This is a genomic window from Rhodococcus sp. 06-221-2 (genome assembly GCF_002258365.1).
In the GTDB taxonomy this organism is placed as follows: Bacteria; Actinomycetota; Actinomycetes; order Mycobacteriales; family Mycobacteriaceae; genus Rhodococcoides; species Rhodococcoides fascians.
The window spans coordinates 44597-67814 of the sequence record NZ_NOYJ01000020.1 but is presented as its reverse complement, the minus strand read 5'-3'; the positions used below and the strand labels follow the sequence as shown (position 1 = coordinate 67814).

Below are 23218 nucleotides of genomic sequence, written 5' to 3'. Positions count from 1 at the left end.
GCGGACGAACTGTACTGTGTCGCGTGACCCGATGGGGGATCGGGTCGGCACAATCCTGGGGAGGAATCGTGGCATCTACTCCGACGACGAAATGGCAGGTCGGCGGATACCGCTTTCTCGTCCGACGAATGGAACATGCCCTCATCAGGCGCGACGCGCGGATGTTGCACGACCCGATGAAGTCGCAGTCGCGCGCGCTCATGGTGGGTGTCGTCGTCGCATGCGTGGGTCTGGCGGGCTGCGCTGCCCTGGCGCTGTTTCGGCCTCAGGACAAGATCGGCGACGCGTCGATCGTGGTCGGTAAGGAGTCGGCCGCCATGTTCGTCAGCGTCGACGGCGTGTTCCATCCGGTGCTGAACCTGGCTTCGGCGCGGTTGATCGTGGGAAGGCCCGACAACCCTGTGACGGTGAAGGAGTCGGAACTGGCGTCGCGACCTCGCGGTGCGCTGGTCGGAATTCCCGGTGCCCCGTCGGCGTTGCCGCACGACCCGGACGGCGAGGCCGAGTCGTGGACCGTGTGCGACACCGTCGATCCGATCGCCGGCGTCACGTCCACGACAGTGATCGTGGGGGAGCCCCGCTACGGCGAGAACGCGGCTGCGCTCGGCCCATCCGAGGCATTCCTGTGGACTTCGGGCGGTGCGGCGTATCTCGTCCACGACGGCACCAAGTCGCCGGTCGATCTGGCGGACAGAGCTGTCGTTCGTGCGTTGGGCCTCGAGGATGCGACGCCGACGCCGGTCAGTGCCGGTCTGCTCAACGCGGTACCGCAGTCGCCTGCGGTGACGGCTCCGTTCATAGCGCGAGCGGGTGAGATCCCCGCCTACCCGTTCGACAACCGGCCTATCGGCTCCGTGGTCAAGGTTGCCGGCCGCGACGTTCGGTACTACGTCGTGCTCGAGGACGGCATCCAAGCCATCAGCGAAACCGCAGCCCTACTCGTCAAGTTCGCCGACTCGCAGGGCAGCCCCGACATCGCGGCCGTCAATCCCGACGTCCTGGCCGACGCTCCCAAGACGATGTCCGGGCTCGACGTATCGACCTTCCCGCCGACGACTCCCGACATCGTCGACTCGGGCCGGAGGCCCGTCGGGTGTCTGACCTGGTCACCACTCGATGTCGCCGACGGTGGTCCGACTGCGCAGCTGGTCGAATCCGCAGGACGGTCGTTGCCACTCGATACCACCGCTTCACCGGTGGAACTGGCTCAGGCGGACGGCGGCGGTGATTCGGTCGACCAGGTCCATCTGTCGCCGGGTAGCGGCGGATTCGTTCGAAGCACCGGTATCTCGACGGCCAGTACCCGTCAGGACAGCGTCTTCTTCGTCGCCGACACGGGAGTTCGCTACGGAGTCGAGGGTGCGGATGCAGCGTCGGCATTGGGCTTCGGACTTCCGGCTCCTGCACCGTGGCAGATTCTGCAGTTGCTGGGCAGCGGGCCGACTCTGGGGCGTGGTCAGGCGCTGACCATGCACGACGGGGTCGCGGCGGACCCGCAGGCAGCTGCGCTTCCGTCCAAGTAGTCCCGGTGAGTGGGCGAGCCGATCACAGTCGTCGGCGCAGGGGAATGGAGACTGCCGTTCCGAGGCCCAGAATCACCGCGACCACTACCGACCCGGCCACCGCCGCATCGCGGGGCCGATGATCGACGGCGAGCGGTGGGAGCGGCGCACCGATCGCGACCGCATCTGCGGGGACGGTTCGCTGCGTCGGTGTCACGACGTCGGTTACTGCAGCGAGTGGATCGACGACACCGTGGCCGACCGACGGATTCCATCCGTCGGCCGGCGCATGAGCTGTTCGCTCGATGCGGTCGATCACTTGGAGAGCGGACAGATCGGGCCTGTACGCCCGCACCAGTGCCGCTGTCGCAGCGACGAGCGGTGCGGCGAAACTGGTTCCGGTCATCGGTACTACGCCGTCGGTGCCCCGAATGCCGTTGGCCAGGCCGTTGCCCGCCGGCGACAGCGACGTCATGTTGGAGCCCGGAGCAGCCACGTCCACCCATGGTCCGGCCAGGCTGAACGACGACGGCGAACCGTCCAACTCGACCGAACCGACGGTCAACACGTCGTCGAACCAGGCAGGTGTCGCGATGGTCGCAAACCCTTCCCACGGGTCCGCCTCGGGCCGGACCGGGTCGGGCATGGGGTTCTGTGCCCTGCACGCGTCGCTTCCGAAGTTGCCCGCCGCGGCCACGACGACGACGTTTCTCTCGCGAACGGCGTACTCCACTGCTGCGCCGAGTGGGCCGTCGGCGACGCCTGCGCCGGCCGGTACGCACGCCACTTCGGAGATGTTGATGACCGATGCGCCTGCGTCGGCCGCCGTCCGGATTGCCATGGCCATCGTCCGTACGTTTCCGTACCCGGCAGCGTTCTCGGGTTCGGTCGACTTCTCCTGGTCGGTCCTGTTGTCCACGACTTGAAACACGTTGCTGGACTGACGGATCGACAGGATGCGGGCGTCCGGAGCGCCGCCGGCGAAACCGCTGCCCGAGGCTGTCTGCGCGGCGATGAGACCGGCCACCATCGTGCCGTGCGCGTCACAGTCGAACAATCCGTCGGCGGTGCCGACGTAGTCGCCCCCAGGAATCAGACCCGGCAGACGTGGGTGAGGCGTGACGCCCGTATCGATGACGGCAATCAGTTGACCGGCTCCACGAGTGATCGGCCACACGGACGCGAAGTCGAGTGCCTGTTGCGCCGTCGGAATTTCCTGGGCGTCGATCGTTTCGGAGGGGACGGCGCACGCGTTCTTCTGCTCGGTCGGTTCCAAAGGGGCGGGAGGGCTGGGCGGTGGCAGTTGCACCGGATCGATGAGCGGGCGTTCGGCGTGCGCGAAGGACGGTCCCATCAGGGCTTCGTAGGTGAGGGTCAGGACGGTGAGCGCGGCAACGGTGTTCGCTCGACGCCGGCGCGCGGTCACAGTCCGCGGACGACGCTGTACAGACCGCACACCCATACTGCGATCGGAATGACGAGGGCGATCGCGGCGTATTCCGCCAGTTCGGCCGATCGCCGCATCACCGGCGAATAGTTGCGGGTCGGAACCAGGGCTCCGAACACGGATGCGACGACGGCGGCGGCCAACGCCGCGCCGAACAACTCGAGTGCACGGTCCGGAAATGTGATCACTGCCCCGACCGAGAGCGAGAACAGGACGACCGCACCACCACCGACGAGTGGGACGGCATGTGTCACAACGGCATACGTGCGTCCGCGCAGAAGTAGCACCAGCGCGCACAGTGCGGCGAGGGCGATGCCGGGCCACCCGGAACCGGTCGCGGTGTCGCTCGCCGCCGCAGCGAGTACTCCCATCACCACCACGATCGTGAACGCCGTGAGCAATCCCGTCAGGTAGCTCCGTGCGCGCGTGGCTGCCACCTGCAGATCTGCGAACGACATCGAATCGAGCTCTGCCTCCTGGGCGGTGTCCAGTGGGGCACCGGCGGTGGGGACCGGAGGCAACGGAAGCCGCGCCTGCATCATCGACAGTCGGGCCGACACGGCGATTCCGGTCAGACCTACCAGTGCTGCGACGGTACCGATGGCCGCCGGCGTCATCACGGTGAACAACGCGCAGGCCGCCGCGGCGAACGCCGACACTGCCAGCACGATCGACCCGGTGAACACGGCGAGCCCGGCACCGCCGATTCGCAGAGACAACAGCGCCATCGAGCCGGCCATGGCCGAACCCAACATCACGTGAGCTGCCCCGAACTGGCCGGGCACGAACAGAGTTCCACCGGTGAACATCAGCGCCGAAGCGCATCCCCCGAAAAGCACCGCGACGGCCACCTGCTCGTACAGCCGGACGAGGATCATCCCCGCAACGGCGAACAGGACCGCGGCCGTGACCGCGGCGACTGCCTCGACCGGGCTGCTCGTGTTCTCGGCACCGGATCGAACCGGGTCACTCAGAACGATTCCGCAGGCGAGCAGCACCATTGAGCCCGTGATGATCGAACCGACCGTGCGTGCAGTACGCGCGGTCCACTGAGCGACGTCGTCGGTGCCGGAACGGGCCACGGCATCCATGAGATCGTCGAACAACGGAGTCGGTGCCGGACGCTCGGCGATACCCCACACCAGCAGGTCGCCGTCACGTACGCCCAGTTCCGACAGCGTGGACGTCGACGGTAGCGGCGGACGTCCGATACGGGACAGCGTCCAGGCCCCCGACAACCCGTCGGATCCGGAGTCCGCGGTCCGGCTCCCGACCGGACCCGGTCCTTCCGCAGGCTCCGCTCGTGACGCGATCATGTCGACGATCCCCGGAATCAACAGCGACACCGGAACGTCCACGGGCAGTGCCATATCAACCTGGGTCGACCTCGCCGACACCGTCACCCGGCACACGTCCTGGGCGAAGACGGCACGCAGCCCCTGCGCACGTCGGGCCGGGTCCGATGCGATGGTCGGTTCGGCTGCGTCGGACGGTGTGTTCGTCGTTGCGGGACGGCTGTCGGCGCGTGTCATGGATATCCCCCCGGATGCGTGCAGTGCACTGTCGATGCCCGCCCCCCGGGCATCGTGCGTCCACACCCTACGACATCACGCCGACACTCGACCGCTCGTCGCCTCCGCCGAGACCTGCTCGCAGCAGTCAGGCAGGAACCAGCTCGCTCACCTGGGCCAGCAGCTCGAACGACCTGAGCCAGGATCGACGATCGGAGACGCCCGAGGCGACGATCAACTCGTCTGCTCCCGTGCGTTCGGCGAATCGGTCGAGGTACTCCCTGACCATGTCGGGCGTCCCGACGGCCGAGTACTTCGTCATCTTCGAGATCTGTTGCCCCGCGGGTGCTTCCAGCACCATGTCGGCTTCCTCGTCGGTGAAGGTGCGACCCCGTCCGAGCAGCAGGCTAACGCGGCTTCTCTTGGTTCGGAGGAACTGGGCCTGAGCCTCGGCGACGGTGTCCGCAGCGATCACGTTGACGCCCACGATGAGGTGAGGTTCGGACAGCTGCGCCGACGGACGGAAGTCGCGGCGATAGATCTCCACGGCCTGTTCGAGTGCGTCGGGTGCGAAATGCGACGCGAATGCGTACGGCAGGCCGAGGGCTGCCGCGAGCTGTGCGCCGAAGAGAGACGATCCGAGGATGTACAGCGGCACCTCGGTGCCGGCACCCGGCGTGGCACTGACCCCGGGGACGAGGGACTGCTGGGACAGGTACCCCTGCAGCTCCTGGACGTCCTGGGGGAATCGGTCCGAGGACGCGGGGTCGCGGCGCATGGCGCGCATGGTCACCTGGTCGCTGCCGGGGGCGCGGCCCAGTCCGAGATCGATCCTGTCCGGGAACAACGTGGCCAACGTGCCGAATTGCTCGGCGATGGTGAGCGGCGCGTGGTTGGGAAGCATGATCCCGCCGGAGCCGAGTCGAATTCGCTTCGTGTGTGCGGCCACGTGCCCGATCAACACCGACGTCGCCGACGATGCGATCGTCTTCATGTTGTGATGTTCGGCGTACCAGATGCGCTGGTAACCCCAGTTCTCGGCGTGCTGGGCGAGCGTCACGCTGGCGTCGAAACTGTCTCGGATTGTTTCGCCCTCGCCCACGTGTGCGAGATCGAGGATGGACAGGGGTACGGACACGGAAGCCGACCTTTCGTTCGTCGAACATGTGCGGCCTCGGAGCCGCATTCTTCGTTCAACCGAATGCGGTGCCGTTCTATTTCTGTATCCCGATGCTTCGACGCAACGGTGGACCCTCCGGTTGTGCATGCGTTAGCCTGTCGTCCACGCGGCCTCGGGGGGAGGTCGCCGCGAATGCAGTTGTGGGGGCGCGGCCGTGGGGGCTGATCGATGAGTACCGTGCGCTTCGTTCGCAGCGCGCGCCGGGAAGTACCTCGGTCACCGGGCGGCGAGGTCGTACTTCAACCGCCGCCTCCCGTGCCGCGCGCGGTACCCGGCAATCTCCTGATGAAGCTGATGCCGCTGGTGATGGTCGCCGCCATGGTCGGAATGGTTGCGCTCATGTTCACTTCCGGTGCGGCAGCGAACCCGATGATGTTGATGTTCCCAGCCATGATGCTGATGTCGATGGTGGGCATGTTGGCAGGCGGGGGCAAGTCCGGGGGAGCACGTACCGCCGAGGCGAACGAGGACCGTAAGGACTATCTGCGGTATCTCGACCAGCTTCGACGAGACGTCGCCGACACCGAGCGAGATCAGCGCAGGGCACTCGAGTGGAGCCACCCGGATCCGGGCACTCTGTGGTCGACGGCCGGAACGCACCGTATGTGGGAACGTCGGCCTCAGGACGCCGACTTCGCCCACGTGCGGGTCGGGCTCGGCGATCAGCGTTTGGCGACCCGACTCGTGCCTCCCGAGACCGGACCTGTGGAAGAGCTGGAACCGGTGTCCGCGGTGTCGCTGCGCCGATTCGTGCGAGCACACTCGGTGGTGGCCGAGTTGCCGATTGCCGTGTCGCTGAGGGGATTCGCCGCTCTGTCGGTAGCCGGGGATCGCGATGCCGCTCGCGCGATGGTGCGCTCGATGGTCGCCTATCTCTGTACCTTCCACGGACCGGACCACCTCGCGGTGGCCGTCGTCTGCGGCCCCGACACCGTGGAGCAGTGGGAATGGACCAAGTGGCTGCCGCACACACAACACGACGTGTTGCGAGACGGTGCCGGTTCTGCGCGAATGATCTTCGGCAGTGTCCTCGAGCTCGAGAGCGCGCTGGGGGACGTCCTGTCGATGCGGAATCGCTTCGCACGTGGGGCGGTGAACAGTGGGGTCACGCAGTTGGTGATCGTGGTGGACGGCGGACTGGTCGCCAACCGTTCGACCGACCTCACCGACACCGGCCTCGATTCCGTCACCATCGTCGACCTGTCCGGGTTGTGCACGCGACTGGCGGCAAGTCGCGGGCTCCAGCTGGTGGTCGAGAACGGCTCGATCGGTGCGGTCAGCGGCACGGCAGTCGAGGTCTTCGCCGTGGCGGACGCGATGAGCACCACCGAGGCACACGCCGTTGCTCGACGCCTTTCTCCGTATCGCGCGCCGTCGTCGCCCTCCGCTGTCGATACCGTCACCGACGACGGGGCCGCAGTGTCGGGATGGAACAGCCTCGTCGGAATAGCCGACGTCGCCACGCTCGATACGGATCGAGCGTGGACAGTGCGTCGCGGTCGAGACCGGTTGCGGGTACCCATCGGCGTCGCACCCGACGGCAGCGCGGTCGAGATCGATTTGAAGGAGTCTGCCGAGAACGGCATGGGTCCACACGGATTGTGCATCGGCGCAACGGGTTCGGGTAAGTCGGAGTTTCTGCGTACGCTCGTTCTCGGATTGGTGTCCACCCACGCCCCGCAGCAGTTGAACCTGGTACTGGTCGACTTCAAGGGCGGGGCGACCTTCGCGGGGCTCGAGGCCGCGCCGCACGTTGCGGCCGTGATCACCAACCTGTCCGAGGACCTGGCTCTGGTCGACCGGATGCGTGATGCCCTCGCCGGCGAGATGAACCGTCGGCAGGAGTTGCTGCGCTCGGCCGGAAACTTCGCCAATGTGTCCGACTACGAGAAGGCGCGCGCAGCGGGAGCTGCTCTGGCACCGTTGCCCGCTCTGTTCGTGGTGGTCGACGAGTTCTCGGAATTGCTCAGTCAGCAACCGGAATTCGCGGAATTGTTCGTGGCTATCGGGCGGCTCGGACGTTCGTTGCACATGCATCTGTTGTTGGCCAGTCAGCGTCTGGAAGAAGGCAAGCTGCGCGGACTCGACAGTCATCTGTCCTATCGAATCGGTCTGAAAACGTTCTCGGCCAACGAGTCACGTTCTGTTCTCGGTGTTCCCGACGCGTACCACCTACCTGCTCAGCCCGGTGCCGGCTATCTCAAGTGCGATTCGGCCGAGATCGTCCGCTTCGCTGCGGCCTACGTGTCCGGACCGTACGTTCCGCCACGTTCGAGTGCGGGGGCACCCGCGGCGCAGGGCGTCGATATCCGTCCGAGGCCGTTCACCGCATATCCCGTCGTGGTCGATCCCGTCGAGAACGACGTCCGTGTCGAGCCGGTGGTCGAACCGGATCCGGTCGAGAACGACGACACCGGCGCGACCGTTCTCGACGTCGTCGTCGGCCGAATCGCAGGTCGCGGTATGCCGGCCCACGAGGTATGGCTACCGCCGTTGGACAAGGCACCGACACTGACCCGCTTACTGCCTCGGTCGGTACTGAGCGGCGGCGTCGATGCGCTGAGCACACTTCGTGCTCCGATCGGCATCATCGACCGGCCGTTCGATCAGCGGCGGGATCTGCTCACCGTCGACCTGTCCGGTGCAGCCGGGCACGTGGCGATCGTGGGGGCTCCGCAGTCGGGGAAATCGACGGCCCTTCGGTCGCTGATCATGGCTCTGGCGATGACGCACACACCCGCTCAGGTTCAGTTCTACTGCTTGGACTTCGGGGGTGGAACGCTGGCCGGGTTGGCCGAACTACCGCACGTCGGATCGGTGGCCAACAGATTGGACGTCGACCGAGTACGCCGGACCGTGGCCGAGGTCGCGGCTGTCGTTCGTCAGCGGGAGAAGACTTTTCGAGATCGCGGCATCGATTCCATGGTCGAGTTCCGGCGGCTGCGGGCGATGCAACCGGTCGATGCGAACGACAGGTTCGGCGACGTCTTCCTGGTGATCGACGGATGGCAATCCATCAGATCCGACTTCGAGAGTCTCGAACAACAGATCGCGACGCTGACGACCCAGGGACTGGCATTCGGTCTGCACCTCGTTCTGACGGCCTCTCGCTGGGCAGAAGTGAGGCCCGCGACGAAGGATCTGATCGGGACCCGGCTCGAGCTGCGACTCGGAGATCCGTCGGACTCGGACATCGGCCGAACGAAAGCCGCCAGTGTGCCGCAGGGCCGACCGGGCCGGGGCATGACCAAGGACGGTCTCCACCTGCAGATCGCACTGCCTCGGGTCGACGACCGTCGATCGGTGGCCGACCTGTCTCGAGCTGTCGCAGAGTCCGTCAGCGCGATCGCCGCAGCGTCCACGGGGTCGCCTGCCCCGCCGGTCCGCATGTTGCCGGAGATGCTCGAACGGTCGGAGGTGCTCGATCGACTCGCCGGCGCCTGGCCCCGCGACCGTGGCACCGTTGCGGAACTGAGGGTTCCGATCGGCATCGACGAGGCCGAGCTGGCTCCGGTGACGGTCGACTTCGCCGAGAACCCACACTTCGTCGTCTTCGGCGACAGCGAATGCGGGAAGACGTCCCTGCTGCGGGGGATCTGTCGATCTTTGGTCGATGCGAACCCACCCGATCGGGTGAAACTGATCGTGGCGGACTACCGTCGAACTCTCTTGGGCACAGTCGATTCCGAGCATCTGGCCGGCTATGCGGCCGCGCAGGCGACGTTGACGGCGATGATCGTCGATCTCGCAGGCAGAATGAGCAGGCGCATGCCGGGATCGGACGTGACCCAGCAGCAGCTCCGAGAGCGGTCGTGGTGGGACGGGCCCGAGGTGTTCGTCGTCGTCGACGATTACGACCTGGTGGCCACGGCGTCCGGAAACCCGTTGTCGCCCTTGGTCGAGCATCTGCCACACGCCCGGGACATCGGACTGCACCTCATCGTGGCGCGTCGCTCGGGCGGGGCGGCGCGGGCACTGTTCGACCCGGTGATCGGGCGGCTACGCGACCTGGTGACTCCGGGATTGGTCATGAGCGGGAGCCGAGACGAGGGGAGCTTGATCGGCACCGTGCGTCCGAGCCCGATGCCGCCCGGACGTGGAGTGTTCGTCGATCGGTCCGGCCCCGCGCTCGTGCAGCTCGGACACTCGAGTTGACGAGGGCGCAGTGGCGTTACGCGGCTGTGCATTTGAGTCATTCGGAGATTTCTGTCGTCGCGTCCGGTGCGACGCTGCAGGGTCCACGCGAACACGTCGGATCCGCATACGCGGTATCGGAGGGTGGTCGTCTCGTCTTCGGGCGGGCGGGCGCGGACACCGAGGTCCCTCCGCTGCTGTGTCTCGACGATCGATCGATCCTCGTGGGCGGCGCAGTGTGGGATCGCGGCGAAGTCCTGCACGGGATCGTGTGGTCGGCGCTGCAGGGAGCCGGGATACACGAACGACTCGATCTGCTCGAGATCGCGTATCCCTCGACGTGGGGCGACGAGCGTCGAGAGCTCCTCCGAGCCGTGTTCGCCACGTCGGCGAGCGAGGTCGTCGTCGTGGAGACGGCGATCGCCGCGGTCGCGTCGGCGGGAGAACGCGCACCGGCTGCTGCGGTGGTGATCGAAGTGGGCACCCTCGACACGACGGTCGTCCTGGTGGACGAGGCAAGAACTCACGGCGGCGACATCGGTGCAGTACTTGCTGTCGGAGAACGAGACGACAGCTGGCGACGACGAGCCGACGACTACCTTCGATCGTCGGTGTCGCAATGTCCCGAGGACATTTTCATCGTGGCGGAGTCGGGTTCGAGCTCGAGCCCCGCTGCGGAAGATCCGGCACGATGGCTGACCGGACTCGACGTCGCCAGGTCTCTGTATCGACGTGCGGGAGCGGAGGTGGAAACTGCCCCGTCAGGGCGAGCCGCGGCAGGGCGCTCGGCGGCATGGCTCGACGAAGTGACCGTCGCGGTGCCACCTCCCCGAAGAAGCGCATTGCCGGTTCGAGTGTTCGGTGCGGTGGCCGCATCGGTCATCGTTGCCGGTGGTGTCGTTGCACTGACGTTCGTCCTTCGGTCTCCGCAAGAGGTGGCCGTCGCGACCTCGCCGCCGTTCGCGGTGCCTGCCACCCCGGCGGCATCGGCGACCGAAACGACCCCCGCGACCGAAACGACCTCGGCGACAGCAGTATCGGCGACGAGCGAGTCACCGTCGGTGATCCCGTCGGCGACGTTCGTCTCGGGCCGGGCGTCGCTGCGACTACCGGCGACCTGGACCAGGATGGAGGACCCGGCCCGGATGGTGTTGATTCCGCCGACAGCACCCGAGCGTCGCATCGTCGTCACAGTGCAGGAACTGGTGCCCGGCTCGACGCTCGAACAGGTTGCGTCCGAGCTCGGTGCGGCAGTCGACGCGCGTGGACCCGACTCCCCGATCGGATCGCTGGAGCCTGCCCGTGATTTCGGAGGTCGGGTGGGGATCTCGTACGTCGAGCGGCCGGCCGATGCGTCCACTGTGTTGTGGCGTGTGCTGGTCGAATCGGATGTGCAGGTGAGCATCGGCTGCCAGTTCGAGGGACCGGACTCGTCCGCGATCGACACCGAATGTGATCTGGCCACCCAGACTCTGGAGATCGTGCCGATGAGTTGAGGCCGCCGCGCAGATTTTCGCCGTATGCCGGAACCGAACCAAGGGGTGGCTGCGTCCAAGGAGATGTAGGGGAGTGAGCGGGCCGCACGCGGTCCCTCGGTCGAGCGTCATGTGCGCCGCGGGCGTACGTGAATACGAAAATCGAAGCAGAGGAGTCGAAGTGGGATATCCAGGAGGACCGGAATCTACGGGTTCGTCGAACGGCGTCACCGTCACACCGCAGGAGCTCGTTGCTGCCGGGGCGACGATCGAGGGCCTGAGCGTGTCGATCGATGCGTCCAACTCGGCCGTGCGTTCCATCGTCGAGCAGACCGCCGAGGCGTGGGTGGGCAAGGCCGGCAAGTCGTTTCAGGATGTCATGTCGCAGTGGGACACCAGTGCCCGGAAGATGCGCAGCGCGCTCGAGCAGATCTCGGCGGACATCAAGACGAACGGCCACGGCTACTCCGATGCGGACGACGACAACGTGGCGGCTGTGAACCAGGTGGCGGGATCGCTCGGTTCGGGACTGGCCACGTTCAACTGACGGCACGACCGGCCACCGAACGACCGACCACACGACCGAGCTCTATTTAGGAGACTGATTCGACATGAAGTACGACTTCGCTCAGATCGCGGTGTTGACCGAGGCGATGAACAAGCAGGCGAACGTGACCAAAGACCTTCTCGCCGACGTGGACGGCACTGCGAAGAGACTCTACGAATCGTGGGAGGGCGACGCGATGACGTCCTACTACGAACTCCAGCGTCAGTGGAACTCCGCATCCGACGAGCTCAATCTCATTCTGTCGAGCCTCGTCGCGGCCGCCCGCACCGGCGGCGAGGCCATGCACGGGGTGGAGATGGCGAACAAGGCGCGCATGGCGCGCTGACCGTCGACCACGAGCGTCGTATGCCCCGATCGGCACTTGTCGGTCGGGGCATACGACTGTCGAGGGGCGCGGCACCTGGCGCGGGTTGTGGTGGCGGTGTGTACTGGACGGATGACGGATTTCGGGACGGCGATCGATGCCGAGCGTTCTCGCGCCGAACACCGCCTGCACTCCCTTCGCGACGAGCTCGCGTCGGTCATCGAAGGCAGCCGGTGGACCACCGACGACGACGAACACGACCCGGAGGGTTCCACCATCGCCTTCGAGCGTGCCAAGATCGCAGCCCTGATCTCCGACACCGAGTCCGAGATGCGCGAGCTCGACGCTGCGTCCACGCGGTGGGATCTCGGTACGTACGGCACGTGTGAGCGGTGCGGAGAGTCGATACCGGCGATCAGGCTCGAGGCATTGCCTGCGGCCCGCCGCTGTGTGCGGTGCGTTCGCCTGTCCTGAGCCGGTCTTCCGCGTCGGAGGCGTTTTGACCTGGGTGCCGGCTCCCGGTATCGTTCCCCGTTGGCGTGTATGGGCTCGCCGCATTTCTTCGATGTGCAGAGCTCTTGTCCTCGGGTCTCAACTGGCCGCCGAGGGCATCCACACGTCTTGGCCAGCAGCGACATCATGAAGACAGGAATTTTCTGTGTCTACTTACGCCCCGAAGGCCGGGGACACCACCCGGACGTGGCATGTGATCGACGCCACGGACGTCGTGCTCGGACGCCTCGCCGTCCAGGCCGCGACACTGCTCCGCGGTAAGCACAAGCCCACCTACGCACCCAACGTCGACGGTGGCGACTTCGTCGTCATCATCAACGCCGAGAAAGTTGCCATCAGTGGCAACAAGCTCGATGGCAAGTTCCACCACCACCACTCCGGCCATCCGGGCGGTCTGAAGTCGCGCTCGACGCGTCAGGTGCTCGAGAACAACCCCGACCGTCTCGTGGAGAAGGCCGTTGTCGGCATGATCCCGAAGAACAAGCTCGGAAATGCCATCGCGAGCAAGCTGAAGGTCTACGCGGGACCGAACCACCCGCATGCCGCTCAGCAGCCCGTTCCGTTCGAGATCAAGCAGGTGTCCCAGTGACGGCGCCGGAGGGAAATGACGTGACGTCGCAGGAGAACATCGAAGAGATCGCCGCCGACGAGTTCGTGGCAGTGGAAGATCCCGAGGTGGCCACGGAAATCGAAGCTGCTGCAGCTCCGGCCCCCATCGTGTTCGATCGCCCGATCCAGACCGTCGGCCGCCGCAAGGAAGCCGTCGCTCGTGTTCGGTTGTCCTCGGGCACCGGTGGATTCAAGCTCAACGGCCGCACCCTCGAGGATTACTTCCCGAACAAGGTGCACCAGCAGCTGATCAAGGCTCCTCTGGTGCTGGTCGACCGCGCAGAGTCCTTCGACATCGTGGCACTGCTGCACGGTGGCGGACCGTCGGGACAGGCAGGCGCGCTGCGTCTGGCCATCTCGCGTGCGCTGATCGAGCTCACCCCGGACGATCGCCCGGCTCTCAAGGCCGCCGGCTACCTCACGCGTGACGCGCGTGCGGTCGAGCGCAAGAAGTACGGCCTGAAGAAGGCCCGTAAGGCGTCGCAGTACTCCAAGCGCTGACGCGTCTTACCCGTTCCATCCTCGAGGGCAGGCTCCAGCAAGATCGGATGCCTGCCCTCGAGGCATTTTCCGACGATGTTCTCTCTGTTCGAAGGGGTCTTCATTCATGGCGCGATTGTTCGGCACCGACGGAGTGAGGGGACTCGCAGGCGGGGTCCTGACGGCAGAGCTCGCGATGACCATCGCCCGGGCTGCCGCCGCCGTGCTGGCACCGGATGTCGACGGTGGTCGACGGACAGCGGTCGTCGGCCGTGACCCCAGAATCAGCGGTTCGATGCTCGGTGCCGCAGTGTCGGCCGGGCTCACTGCCTCGGGTGTCGACGTGATCGACGTGGGCGTGCTGCCGACCCCCGCGGTCGCCTACCTCACCGGCGAATACGGCGCGGCGCTGGGCGTGATGATCTCCGCCTCGCACAATGCGATGCCCGACAACGGAATCAAAATTTTCGCCGCAGGCGGGCACAAGCTCGACGACGACATGGAAGATCGCATCGAGGCGCTACTCGGGGTGGACGGTCGTACCGAGAAGCCGGTCGATGTGACGGGCGCTGCCATCGGTCGTATCGACGTCGCGCCGGACGCTGCCGAGCTCTATGCCGCGCACCTCGTGGCACCGCTCTCGCACCGACTCGACGGTGTCACCGTCGTGGTGGATTGCTCGCACGGTGCAGCCTCGACGGTCGGACCGGAAATCTACCGCCGGGCCGGTGCGACGGTCGTGGCGATCAACGCCGAGCCCGACGGGCTGAATATCAACGACGGGTGTGGTTCGACGCACCTGGAAGGGCTGCAGAAGGCTGTCGTCGAGCACGGGGCCGACCTCGGGATCGCGCACGACGGCGACGCCGACCGCTGCCTCGCGGTCGATGCCTCCGGTGCGGTGGTGGACGGGGACGCGATCATGGCTGTGCTGGCCATCGCGATGAGCGAGGCCGGCACGCTGACCGACAACACGTTGGTCGCCACCGTCATGAGCAACCTCGGGCTCCACATCGCGATGCGCGAAGCGGGAATCACGTTGCGTACCACCGCAGTCGGTGATCGATACGTCCTCGAGGAGTTGCGCCGCGGAGGGTACGCACTCGGTGGTGAGCAGAGCGGACACGTCGTACTCCCTGCGATCGGGACGACCGGCGACGGGATCGCCACCGCGCTGCGCCTGATGGAGCGGATGGCCCGGACCGGACGCACCCTGGCGGATCTGGCGTCGCCGATGCGCACGCTGCCCCAGGTGTTGATCAACGTACGTGTCTCGGACAAAGCTGCGGTGGCGTCGGCACCGTCGGTGTCGGACGCCGTGGCCGTCGCCGAGCTCGAGCTCGGCCAATCGGGGCGAGTTCTGTTGCGTCCCAGCGGGACCGAACAGCTCGTGCGAGTGATGGTGGAAGCGTCGGAACTCGACGTCGCGACCCGGCTCGCCGAGGAGTTGGCGGGCCGGGTCGCGGCGGTCTGATCGTCAGGCGGTGTCCGATCGTCAGGCGGTGAGTTCTCGCAACGCAGTGAGCTGCGCGACGCGTCCTGCGGTGTCCTCGGCCAACGGTGCGACGTTGAGTGTCGTCACGCCGGCTTCGGCGAAGGCTGCCACGCGCTCCTTGACGTAGCTCTCCGGTCCGATGAGATTCACCGAACGCGCGAGCTCGTCCGGAACCGCCGCTGCTGCTTCCTCTTTCTTGCCGGCGAGGTACAGATCCTGAATCTTCTCGGCCTCGGCTTCGTAGCCGTAGCGCTGAGCGAGGGAGTTGTAGAAGTTCTTTCCCTTGGCCCCCATGCCGCCGATGTAGAGCGCCAGGTGCGGCTTGACCCAGGGGAGGTACTTGTCGGCGTCCTCGCCGATGGCGAGGGTGGGACTGGCGAACACCTCGAGTTCGCCGAGTGACGGATCGCGTTTGGCCTTGCCTGCGGCCAGCGATTCGCCCCACACGTCGGCTGCCTTCTCCGGGAAGTAGAAGATGGGCTGCCAGCCCTCTGCGATCTCCGCGGTGAGCTCGACGTTCTTCGGTCCGAGAGCGGCGATGACGACCGGAATGCGTTCGCGCACAGGGTGATTGATCAGCTTCAGTGGCTTGCCCAAGCCGGTTCCCTTGTCCGCCGGCAACGGGATCTGGTAGTGCTTGCCCTGATACTGCACTTTTTCTCGACGCCACACCTGGCGGCAGATCTCGATGACCTCACGGGTTCTGGCGATGGGTGCGTCGTACTTGACGCCGTGGAAACCCTCGACGACCTGTGGCCCGGATGCGCCGAGTCCGAGAACGAAGCGCCCGTCGGAAACGTAGTCGAGGCCGGCGGCCGTCATGGCCGTCAGCGACGGCGTTCTCGTGTAGATCTGGAAGATGCCCGACGCGATCTTGATCGTGCTCGTCTTGGCCGCAAGGAACCCGAGTTGACTGACGGCGTCGAAAGAATAGGCCTCGGGCACGAAGATGATGTCGAGGCCCGCCTTCTCGAGTTCGGCTACCTCGGCAACGGTCTCGGTGAAACCACCGCTGTAGTTCAGCATCGTTCCGATGTGCATGGGACTCCTCGTTCTCGAGTAGCTGGTGGAGCTGCTCGGTTGTCTGTTACCGACGTTTCGTATCGGGACGTTACCGCTCGCCGGGGAACCGATGGGAGTCGGCGCACGTCATAGTGGGAAAGGGGCACTTCGAGCGGGAACGGGCGGGCGATGAGCGACGGATTCTGGGTGGACGCGGTCCGCGTGCGCGAGGTGGCGAACTCGATGACGGCGTCGGCGGAGGCCCTGGGCACGGCAGCCGATTCGATCGCATCACCGGGATTCGGTACCGCCGCCGCAGGACGGAACTACGGAGACCTGGGCGCGGCCTATCTCGACGCCCACTCCGGGCTCGGGCGAGCCGTCGGGGTGTGGCGATCGTCGGTCGACGACATCGCGGATGCCCTCGTCGCCGCGATGAGCGCGTACGAAATACAGGACGACGCCGGTGCCCACGCGATCGACTCGTTGCGGTGACTGTTTCTTCCACCTCGCCCGCCGAGGCAGCATCGGTCGACGAGATTCTCGACGCCAATGCCGTCGGGCTGCTGTATTTCGAGCGTTTCCTGCCGTTGGCCGAGCGCGTTCCCGGCAGCGAAGTCCCGCGCTACGACGAGGTGTGTGCACGGTACGACGAGCAGCGCGGCCTGAACCTGGAGGCTCTGGCGTCCGACGCAGATGCGGTCGGGGCTATGGCTGCGGCGCTGGGTGAACAATTGGACGAGCAGACGCAGCTCCTGATCGTTCTTCGACTGCGGTGGCACGGTGACGCCGGTGAGACGGCCCAGCGATATGTGGCCACCGAGCAGGAGAGAGCAGGAGTGCTTCTCGACTCGGTCGAGGATGCGCTGCAAACGATGTACGCGGCTGTGGACGTACTGCGTGAGGCTGTGACCGACAAGGCCGAGCTCGTCGGAAGCCTCGATACCGACGCCGTGGAAGGACACGATCCCGACCGAATCGATGCGCTTCTGCTGGCCTCGGGCATCGAGTGCGTCCCGGTCGACCGGGCAACCGTGTTCGCCCGCCTGGCACCGGCGTTTCCGGAATGGGCCGAGCGATTCGCGCGAGCAGACGTATCGGACGAGTTCGCGGCCGAGGTCGCCGACCGGTCTCGAGAATGGATCGAGGGCGAGTTCGTGCCACATGTGCAACGCACGTGTGCCGCAATGTCGTCTGCCTGCATGGCCACGGACACGGCCGTTCGAGAGTGCCTGGCCCTGGTGGTGAAGGTCATCGAGGAAGTCGTCCACCCCGTGTTCGACGAGCTCGACGAGCGCAGTTGGGTGCCACTGGCTGTTGCTGAGAAATCGAGTGAGCGGTCGTCGCCCGAGAACTGCCCTGCGGCGGTCACGGCCGGAGCTGGGGGAGAGGCAGCCGTCACCGGACCCGCATCGGCAGCCCACCCTCCGTCCGAGGTGCCGGCCTCGGCTCCGCCGGCGCAACCGGCACCTGCTCCGGATGCACGTGCCACCGGTCCCAAAGCGTGGGGCGAAACCGAGAACGACAATGGTCGTGAAGACAGTCGGGTCGACGCAGTCGCCGGACTCGTCGACGGCATTGTGGACGGCATTGTGGACGACATCGTGGACCGGGTTGTCGAGGCGCTCGGTGACACGACCGGCGACGGGAGTGTCAGCGACGAGACCGATGCCGACCCCACTGCAGAATCCGGACCCACCGCAGAACCCAACCCCGCCTCAGAACCCAACCCCACCGCAGAACCCAATCCGACTGCAACGCTCGATGATCCGCCCGCTTCGATCCCGTCGCCGGAATTCGGTGATGCATCGAAGGTCGTCGGCGAGCGCGGACATCTCGAGGCCGAACTCGACGGCCATCGTGCCCGTATCGCGCTCGAACACGATGGGGCCGTAACGCTTCGACTCGAGACACCGGGCCTCGGGGTGCGCACGTTCGAGTTGCGCGTCGGTCCCTTCGGGTTGCCGGAGATCGTCGAAGTTCCCGGGACCGTCGATCCGAGCGGTGTCGGGGTGTCGAACCGGTCTTCGGCGACCGTGGAACCGCCGGAGCCCGCCGCGGGGGATCGAACCACACCCGATGCAGAACCCGAGATCGAACCGGCACCTCCTTCTGCCGAGTCCGGCGCTCCCGAGCCGAACACAGCGACCTCACCGCCGGTGGATGTCGCACCGGCCGACGAGCCGCAGGTGGGTAGTGAACCGACGGACTTGCAGCCCGCATCGACCGCGGACACTCCGGAGGTATGCGTTCCGGAAACTTCGGGCGAGGAGCGCTCCGTCCGGCAGGGCTCGAACGAGACTCATGAGGTACCTGCAGCTCCCGTGGCCCCTCCGGTCACCGAACCTCAGCCCAGCTCGGCGGGGTCCGGCGCGGGCTTGAGCGAGGCGGGTGCACTGTGAATCCGGACCCCGCGTGGCGTCGTGAACTGCACCGTATTCGCGACGCGCATCGGTCGGCGATGGCGGATGCCGCCGAACGGCTACGAAATCCAAGAGAACCGGCGAGAACCGATGTGGGGCAGGGGGTTTCGGACCCGTCGAGCGGAGGCGACACTCGGTCGGCGGCGGGCTCGGTCCTGCGCCCGGCTCACCTGGATCGACGGCACGGCGCACCACACGTCGAACCGGACCCCGACGAGCAACCCCGATCGTGGCTGGTGTGACGACGCCGAGCCCGGTGGGTCAGCCGCGACCCAGCAGTGCCTTGATCGAGGCGGTCGCCTTCGGCTTGGGCTGCTCGGTCAGCGGCGCGTGAGGATCGACAGCACGGGTGCCGGCGATGTCGCCGTTCGTTCCGGCCAATTCCTCGTAGTCTGAGTCGCCGGTCAGGTGGTAGAGCAGAAATGCGGTCAGTGCAGCGCGGGTGCGTTGCTGGGTCTTGCGGTCGGAGCTGTTGACTCCCAGTGCGCGGAGCATTCGCCGGCCTTCGACGAATCCGTCTGCCGTCGAGCCGTCGATCCGTCGGAGGACGGATGGTCCGTGCCAGGCCTGGGCGAGAGCCAGTGAATTGTCGTTGAGCGAATCTGTGTTCGAGCTGTCGCCGACGACCAGTCCGGGCACGTCGAGGCCTGCGGCGGCGTCCTCGGACGACGGTGCCGTCGGTGCTGGAAACAGGGCGGCGACCGCTTTGACGTCCGGTCGTCGGGAGGCAGCGAGTACGGCGGTCCCGGCGCCCATCGCGTGACCGACTGTGGCCAGATTCTCGGGATGCACACTGATGTTGCCCGAGCCCAGGCGAACGCCGGTCATGATGTCGAGCACAGTGCCCAGGTCGGTGGCGAGTCCGCGGTGCGAGGGCACGAGGCCACGCTCGGTGTCGGGTGCTGCCACGACGAACCCCCACGACGCCAGGTGCTTCAGGGTGTCGGTGTAACTGCCGGGGCGCAGCATCCAACCGTGCGCGAACGCCACACCGGGCAGGCCGAAGCCTTCGGCCGGGGTGTAGACGACGCCAGGTTGCCCGGCCAGGGCCAGGTTCCCTCTGAGTACCTTGTGCGGGCCACGCTTGGAGAGAGCAGATGCCAGCTTCTTCGGTTTCGCCACGAGAGATGACGCTACCGAATGTGCTCGGGTATGGGGACGCCGGACACGGCGACCTGAGCGAATGGGTCGTGCGCGTCGTGCCGAGTACCCTGATGCACCATGTGCGGAATCGTTGGATATGTCGGCCACCGCCCAGCTTTGGGTGTGGTGGTCGAGGCGCTTCGGCGTATGGAATATCGGGGCTACGACTCCGCAGGAATCGCGATACTGGACGGCGCGGGCTCTACCGCGGTGGAGCGCAAGGCCGGGCGTCTGGCAAACCTCGAGGCCGAACTGGACGACATCGGCACCGATACGTTCGTCGGGACCACCGGCATGGGACACACGCGGTGGGCGACCCACGGGCGTCCGACCGACCGCAACGCTCACCCACATCGCGACGCGTCCGGAACGGTGGCGGTGGTGCACAACGGCATCATCGAGAACTTCGGTCCGCTGCGTGCCGAACTCGAAACGGCGGGTGTGGAGTTCCTGTCCGACACCGATACCGAGGTCGCTGTCCACCTCGTCGCTCGGGCATACGCGGACGGGCCCACCGCGGGCGATTTCGTCGCCAGTGCGAAGGCGGTGCTGCGTCGCCTCGAAGGTGCGTTCACGCTGGTCTTCACTCATTCCGATCACGCGGACACGATCGTCGCTGCGCGTAGGTCCACCCCTCTGGTGCTCGGAGTCGGCGAGGGCGAGATGTTCCTCGGGTCCGATGTCGCAGCATTCATCGAGCACACGCGCGACGCCGTCGAACTCGGGCAGGACCAGGTCGTAGTCATCACGGCCGATGGCTACGACATCAGCGATTTCGACGGCAACGACGCGCAGGGGCGTCCGTTCCGGATCGATTGGGACCTCGCGGCCGCCGAGAAGGGCGGCCACGACTACTTCATGCTCAAGGAAATCCAGGAGCAGCCCGCCGCCGTGGCCGACACGTTGCTCGGCCACTTCGACAAGGGCCGGATCGTGCTCGACGAGCAGCGTCTCTCCGATCAGGAACTGCGTGACGTCGACAAGGTGTTCGTCGTCGCCTGTGGCAGTGCCTACCACTCCGGTCTGCTCGCCAAGTACGCCATCGAGCACTGGACGCGGCTGCCGGTGGAAGTGGAACTGGCCAGCGAGTTCCGCTATCGCGACCCGGTACTGGATCGGTCGACCCTGGTCGTTGCGATCTCGCAGTCCGGCGAGACCGCCGACACCCTCGAAGCAGTGCGGCACGCCAAGGACCAGAAGGCGCGCGTTCTTGCGGTGTGCAACACCAACGGCTCGCAGATTCCCCGCGAGGCCGACGCAGTTCTGTACACGCGTGCAGGTCCGGAGATCGGCGTCGCGTCGACCAAGGCGTTTCTCGCCCAGGTGACCGCGAACTACCTCGTCGGCTTGGCTCTTGCTCAGGCGCGCGGCACCAAGTACCCGGACGAGGTGGCGCGCGAGTTCGCCGAACTCGAAGCGATGCCGGAGTTGGTGCAGCGGGTGCTCGAGACGGTCGAGCCGGTGCGTGCGCTCGCGCGCGAGCTGTCGACGTCGTCGACGATCCTGTTCCTCGGTCGACACGTCGGTTACCCCGTCGCTCTCGAAGGCGCGCTCAAGCTCAAGGAGCTCGCCTACATGCATGCGGAGGGCTTCGCCGCCGGTGAGCTCAAGCACGGTCCGATCGCGCTGATCGAGGACGGCGTTCCGGTCATCATCGTCATGCCGTCGCCCAAGGGCCGTGCGGTGCTGCACTCGAAGATGCTCAGCAACATCCGCGAGATCCAGGCCCGCGGCGCTCGGACGGTCGTCATCGCGGAGGAGGGCGACGAAGCGGTCCGGCCTTTCGCGGACAGCCTCATCGAGATCCCGGCGGCGTCGACACTGCTGCAGCCTTTGCTCTCGACGATTCCGCTGCAGGTCTTCGCAGCCGAGGTCGCTCAGGCGCGCGGCTACGACGTGGACAAGCCGCGAAATCTGGCCAAGTCCGTCACGGTCGAGTAGTAGGACCGGCGGGGCTCGACACACACGACGGCACGAGCGGGAGGACCTCGGCATGCGCGGCTACTACACACCCGAGCAGATCAGGAACGCCGAGGCTCCGCTGCTGCGATCGTTGCCCGACGGCACGTTGATGCGCCGCGCTGCGTACGGCTTGGCCTCGGTGGTGGCGCGCGAGCTCTTCTCGCGAACCGGCGGCGTCGCGGGGCGACGAGTACTGATACTGGTCGGATCGGGAGACAACGGCGGAGACGGCCTGTGGTCAGGTGCGTTCCTGCGCAGGCGCGGCGTCGCGGTGTCCGCGCTGCTGCTCGATCCGGACCGTGTGCACACCGAAGGTCTTGCGGCCCTGCGAGCCTCGGGGGGACGGGTCGTCACGGAGCCGGACGATCCGGACCTCGTCATCGACGCCATCGTCGGGATATCCGGGAAGGGTCCGCTGCGTCCCCACGCTGCCGGGATGGTCGACCGGATCACCGCGCCCGTTGTCTCCGTGGACATTCCCAGTGGCGTCGATGCAGAAACCGGTGAGGTGTCGGGACCGGCGGTGACCGCCGACGTCACCGTCACGTTCGGCGCTCGCAAACCGGTGCACGTGTTGGCCGTACCTCGTTGCGGCCGAATCGACGTGGTCGACATCGGGCTGACCCTGCCGACGCCCGAGATCGAGTCCTTCGAGCCGGCCGATGTAGGCCGAATCTGGCCGATTCCCACCGCGTCGGACGACAAGTACTCGCAGGGAGTCGTCGGCGTGTTGGCCGGCAGCGCCACGTATCCCGGGGCCGCGTTGCTGTGTGTCGGCGCAGCCGTCGCCGCCACGTCCGGGATGGTTCGGTACGTGGGAAGTGCCGGCGCAGAAGTGGTCTCGCACCACCCGGAGGTCGTCGTCGCACCGGATCTGGATGCAGCGGGGAGGGTGCAGTCGTGGGTCGTCGGCCCCGGCTTCGGCACTGACGAATCCTCGGCGGACATCGTGCGTCGAGTTCTCGAATCGAATCTGCCGGTGGTCGTCGACGCCGATGCATTGACGATCCTCGCGGACAACGAGCAGTGGGTCGTCGATCGCACTGCACCGACGCTGTTGACCCCGCACGCCGGGGAGTTCGCCCGCCTGACCGGATCGGAACCCGGTCCCGACCGCGTAGCGGCCGTACGAGGCCTCGCCGCTCGGTGGGGCGTCACCGTGCTGCTCAAGGGCCGCGCGACGGTCGTCGCCGACTCGGACGGCACCGCGTTCGTCAGTGACGCGGGCGGATCCGCCGCGTCCACCGCCGGATCCGGGGACGTGCTGTCCGGCGTCCTCGGTGCCCTACTCGCAACCGGAATGGCACCGTCGACCGCGGCCGCGTGCGGGGCCAAAGTGCACGCACTGGCCGCAGCCCATGCCGCGCACGGAGCCGATGGCGAATTCGCCGCCCCGATCTCGGCGACACCGTTGTCGAACAGCCTGCGAGAAGCCATCCGGACGGTCCGCTCGGTCGCTGTCTGAGCTGC

The 23218-nt window shown here is 66.6% G+C and carries 18 protein-coding genes; 13 read left to right on the top strand and 5 right to left on the bottom strand.

Features of this window, described 5'->3' with window-relative positions; genetic code table 11:
- Positions 1-68 precede the first annotated feature (68 nt).
- Positions 69-1523: a type VII secretion protein EccB gene (gene eccB, locus CH281_RS11045; RefSeq protein ID WP_057474304.1), complete on the top strand. Its 1455-nt coding sequence runs from the start codon at positions 69-71 to the stop codon at positions 1521-1523.
- 22 nt (positions 1524-1545) lie between these two features.
- On the opposite strand, the gene mycP is transcribed toward eccB, so the two are convergent.
- The 3 genes from mycP to CH281_RS11030 form a co-directional block, all read right to left on the bottom strand.
- Positions 1546-2964, bottom strand: coding sequence for a type VII secretion-associated serine protease mycosin (gene mycP, locus CH281_RS11040; RefSeq protein ID WP_052061448.1), 1419 nt, complete (start codon positions 2962-2964; stop codon positions 1546-1548).
- Entirely contained in the window at positions 2925-4481 is a 1557-nt protein-coding gene (gene eccD, locus CH281_RS11035; protein ID WP_057474240.1) for a type VII secretion integral membrane protein EccD, read from the bottom strand. Before eccD ends, mycP begins: the two co-directional genes overlap by 40 nt.
- A gap of 127 nt (positions 4482-4608) precedes the next feature.
- A complete protein-coding gene (locus CH281_RS11030; protein ID WP_027496339.1) occupies positions 4609-5598 on the bottom strand; it encodes an LLM class flavin-dependent oxidoreductase in 990 nt (329 codons plus the stop codon).
- 210 nt (positions 5599-5808) lie between these two features.
- Here CH281_RS11030 and eccCa point away from each other — a divergent pair, with 210 nt between their 5' ends.
- The 8 genes from eccCa to glmM all read left to right on the top strand — a co-directional run bounded on the left by eccCa (position 5809) and on the right by glmM (position 15197).
- Complete coding sequence (gene eccCa / locus CH281_RS11025) at positions 5809-9795, top strand: type VII secretion protein EccCa (protein ID WP_094694141.1); 3987 nt, start codon at positions 5809-5811, stop codon at positions 9793-9795.
- Between the two features lie 32 nt (positions 9796-9827).
- Positions 9828-11270, top strand: coding sequence for a type VII secretion-associated protein (locus tag CH281_RS11020; protein ID WP_179274170.1), 1443 nt, complete (start codon positions 9828-9830; stop codon positions 11268-11270).
- A gap of 160 nt (positions 11271-11430) precedes the next feature.
- Entirely contained in the window at positions 11431-11796 is a 366-nt protein-coding gene (locus tag CH281_RS11015) for a WXG100 family type VII secretion target (RefSeq protein WP_179274169.1), read from the top strand.
- A 64-nt stretch (positions 11797-11860) separates the two neighbouring features.
- Positions 11861-12142 (top strand): WXG100 family type VII secretion target, encoded by a 282-nt coding sequence (locus CH281_RS11010; RefSeq protein WP_094694135.1) that lies wholly within the window; start codon positions 11861-11863, stop codon positions 12140-12142.
- Between the two features lie 111 nt (positions 12143-12253).
- A complete protein-coding gene (locus CH281_RS11005; protein WP_027496343.1) occupies positions 12254-12595 on the top strand; it encodes a TraR/DksA family transcriptional regulator in 342 nt (113 codons plus the stop codon).
- A 184-nt stretch (positions 12596-12779) separates the two neighbouring features.
- A complete protein-coding gene (rplM, locus tag CH281_RS11000) occupies positions 12780-13223 on the top strand; it encodes a 50S ribosomal protein L13 (protein ID WP_027496344.1) in 444 nt (147 codons plus the stop codon).
- Entirely contained in the window at positions 13220-13744 is a 525-nt protein-coding gene (gene rpsI / locus CH281_RS10995; protein WP_027496345.1) for a 30S ribosomal protein S9, read from the top strand. Before rplM ends, rpsI begins: the two co-directional genes overlap by 4 nt.
- Before the next feature lie 106 nt (positions 13745-13850).
- Positions 13851-15197, top strand: a complete 1347-nt coding sequence (glmM, locus tag CH281_RS10990; RefSeq protein WP_094694133.1) for a phosphoglucosamine mutase — start codon at positions 13851-13853, stop codon at positions 15195-15197.
- 21 nt (positions 15198-15218) lie between these two features.
- Here the strand turns inward: glmM and CH281_RS10985 are convergent, their stop codons facing one another.
- Positions 15219-16259, bottom strand: a complete 1041-nt coding sequence (locus tag CH281_RS10985; protein ID WP_027496347.1) for an LLM class F420-dependent oxidoreductase — start codon at positions 16257-16259, stop codon at positions 15219-15221.
- 150 nt (positions 16260-16409) lie between these two features.
- Between CH281_RS10985 and CH281_RS10980 the strand changes: the two genes are divergently transcribed.
- Positions 16410-16715 (top strand): type VII secretion target, encoded by a 306-nt coding sequence (locus tag CH281_RS10980; protein WP_027496348.1) that lies wholly within the window; start codon positions 16410-16412, stop codon positions 16713-16715.
- Positions 16712-18622 carry a hypothetical protein gene (locus CH281_RS10975; RefSeq protein ID WP_094694131.1) on the top strand — a complete coding sequence of 637 codons (1911 nt, stop codon included), beginning with the start codon at positions 16712-16714 and terminating at the stop codon, positions 18620-18622. The genes CH281_RS10980 and CH281_RS10975 overlap by 4 nt, the downstream gene beginning before the upstream one ends.
- Positions 18623-18904: 282 nt before the next feature.
- Here the strand turns inward: CH281_RS10975 and CH281_RS10965 are convergent, their stop codons facing one another.
- Positions 18905-19765, bottom strand: a complete 861-nt coding sequence (locus CH281_RS10965) for a dienelactone hydrolase family protein (RefSeq protein WP_032374673.1) — start codon at positions 19763-19765, stop codon at positions 18905-18907.
- A 99-nt stretch (positions 19766-19864) separates the two neighbouring features.
- On the opposite strand from CH281_RS10965, the gene glmS reads away from it, so the two are divergent.
- Both glmS and CH281_RS10955 read left to right on the top strand, forming a co-directional pair.
- On the top strand, positions 19865-21727 hold the full coding sequence (gene glmS / locus CH281_RS10960; protein WP_032374672.1) for a glutamine--fructose-6-phosphate transaminase (isomerizing): 1863 nt from the start codon (positions 19865-19867) through the stop codon (positions 21725-21727).
- 52 nt (positions 21728-21779) lie between these two features.
- Complete coding sequence (locus tag CH281_RS10955) at positions 21780-23213, top strand: bifunctional ADP-dependent NAD(P)H-hydrate dehydratase/NAD(P)H-hydrate epimerase (protein ID WP_032374671.1); 1434 nt, start codon at positions 21780-21782, stop codon at positions 23211-23213.
- Positions 23214-23218: the final 5 nt, after the last annotated feature.

Coding starts and splice junctions, on each gene's coding strand:
- mycP (WP_052061448.1), bottom strand. CDS start 2,964: ATGGGTGTGCGGTCTGTACAGCGTCGTCCGCGGACTGTGACCGCGCGC.
- eccD (WP_057474240.1), bottom strand. CDS start 4,481: ATGACACGCGCCGACAGCCGTCCCGCAACGACGAACACACCGTCCGAC.
- eccCa (WP_094694141.1), top strand. CDS start 5,809: ATGAGTACCGTGCGCTTCGTTCGCAGCGCGCGCCGGGAAGTACCTCGG.
- CH281_RS11010 (WP_094694135.1), top strand. CDS start 11,861: ATGAAGTACGACTTCGCTCAGATCGCGGTGTTGACCGAGGCGATGAAC.
- CH281_RS11005 (WP_027496343.1), top strand. CDS start 12,254: ATGACGGATTTCGGGACGGCGATCGATGCCGAGCGTTCTCGCGCCGAA.
- glmM (WP_094694133.1), top strand. CDS start 13,851: ATGGCGCGATTGTTCGGCACCGACGGAGTGAGGGGACTCGCAGGCGGG.
- CH281_RS10985 (WP_027496347.1), bottom strand. CDS start 16,259: ATGCACATCGGAACGATGCTGAACTACAGCGGTGGTTTCACCGAGACC.
- CH281_RS10980 (WP_027496348.1), top strand. CDS start 16,410: ATGAGCGACGGATTCTGGGTGGACGCGGTCCGCGTGCGCGAGGTGGCG.
- glmS (WP_032374672.1), top strand. CDS start 19,865: ATGTGCGGAATCGTTGGATATGTCGGCCACCGCCCAGCTTTGGGTGTG.
- CH281_RS10955 (WP_032374671.1), top strand. CDS start 21,780: ATGCGCGGCTACTACACACCCGAGCAGATCAGGAACGCCGAGGCTCCG.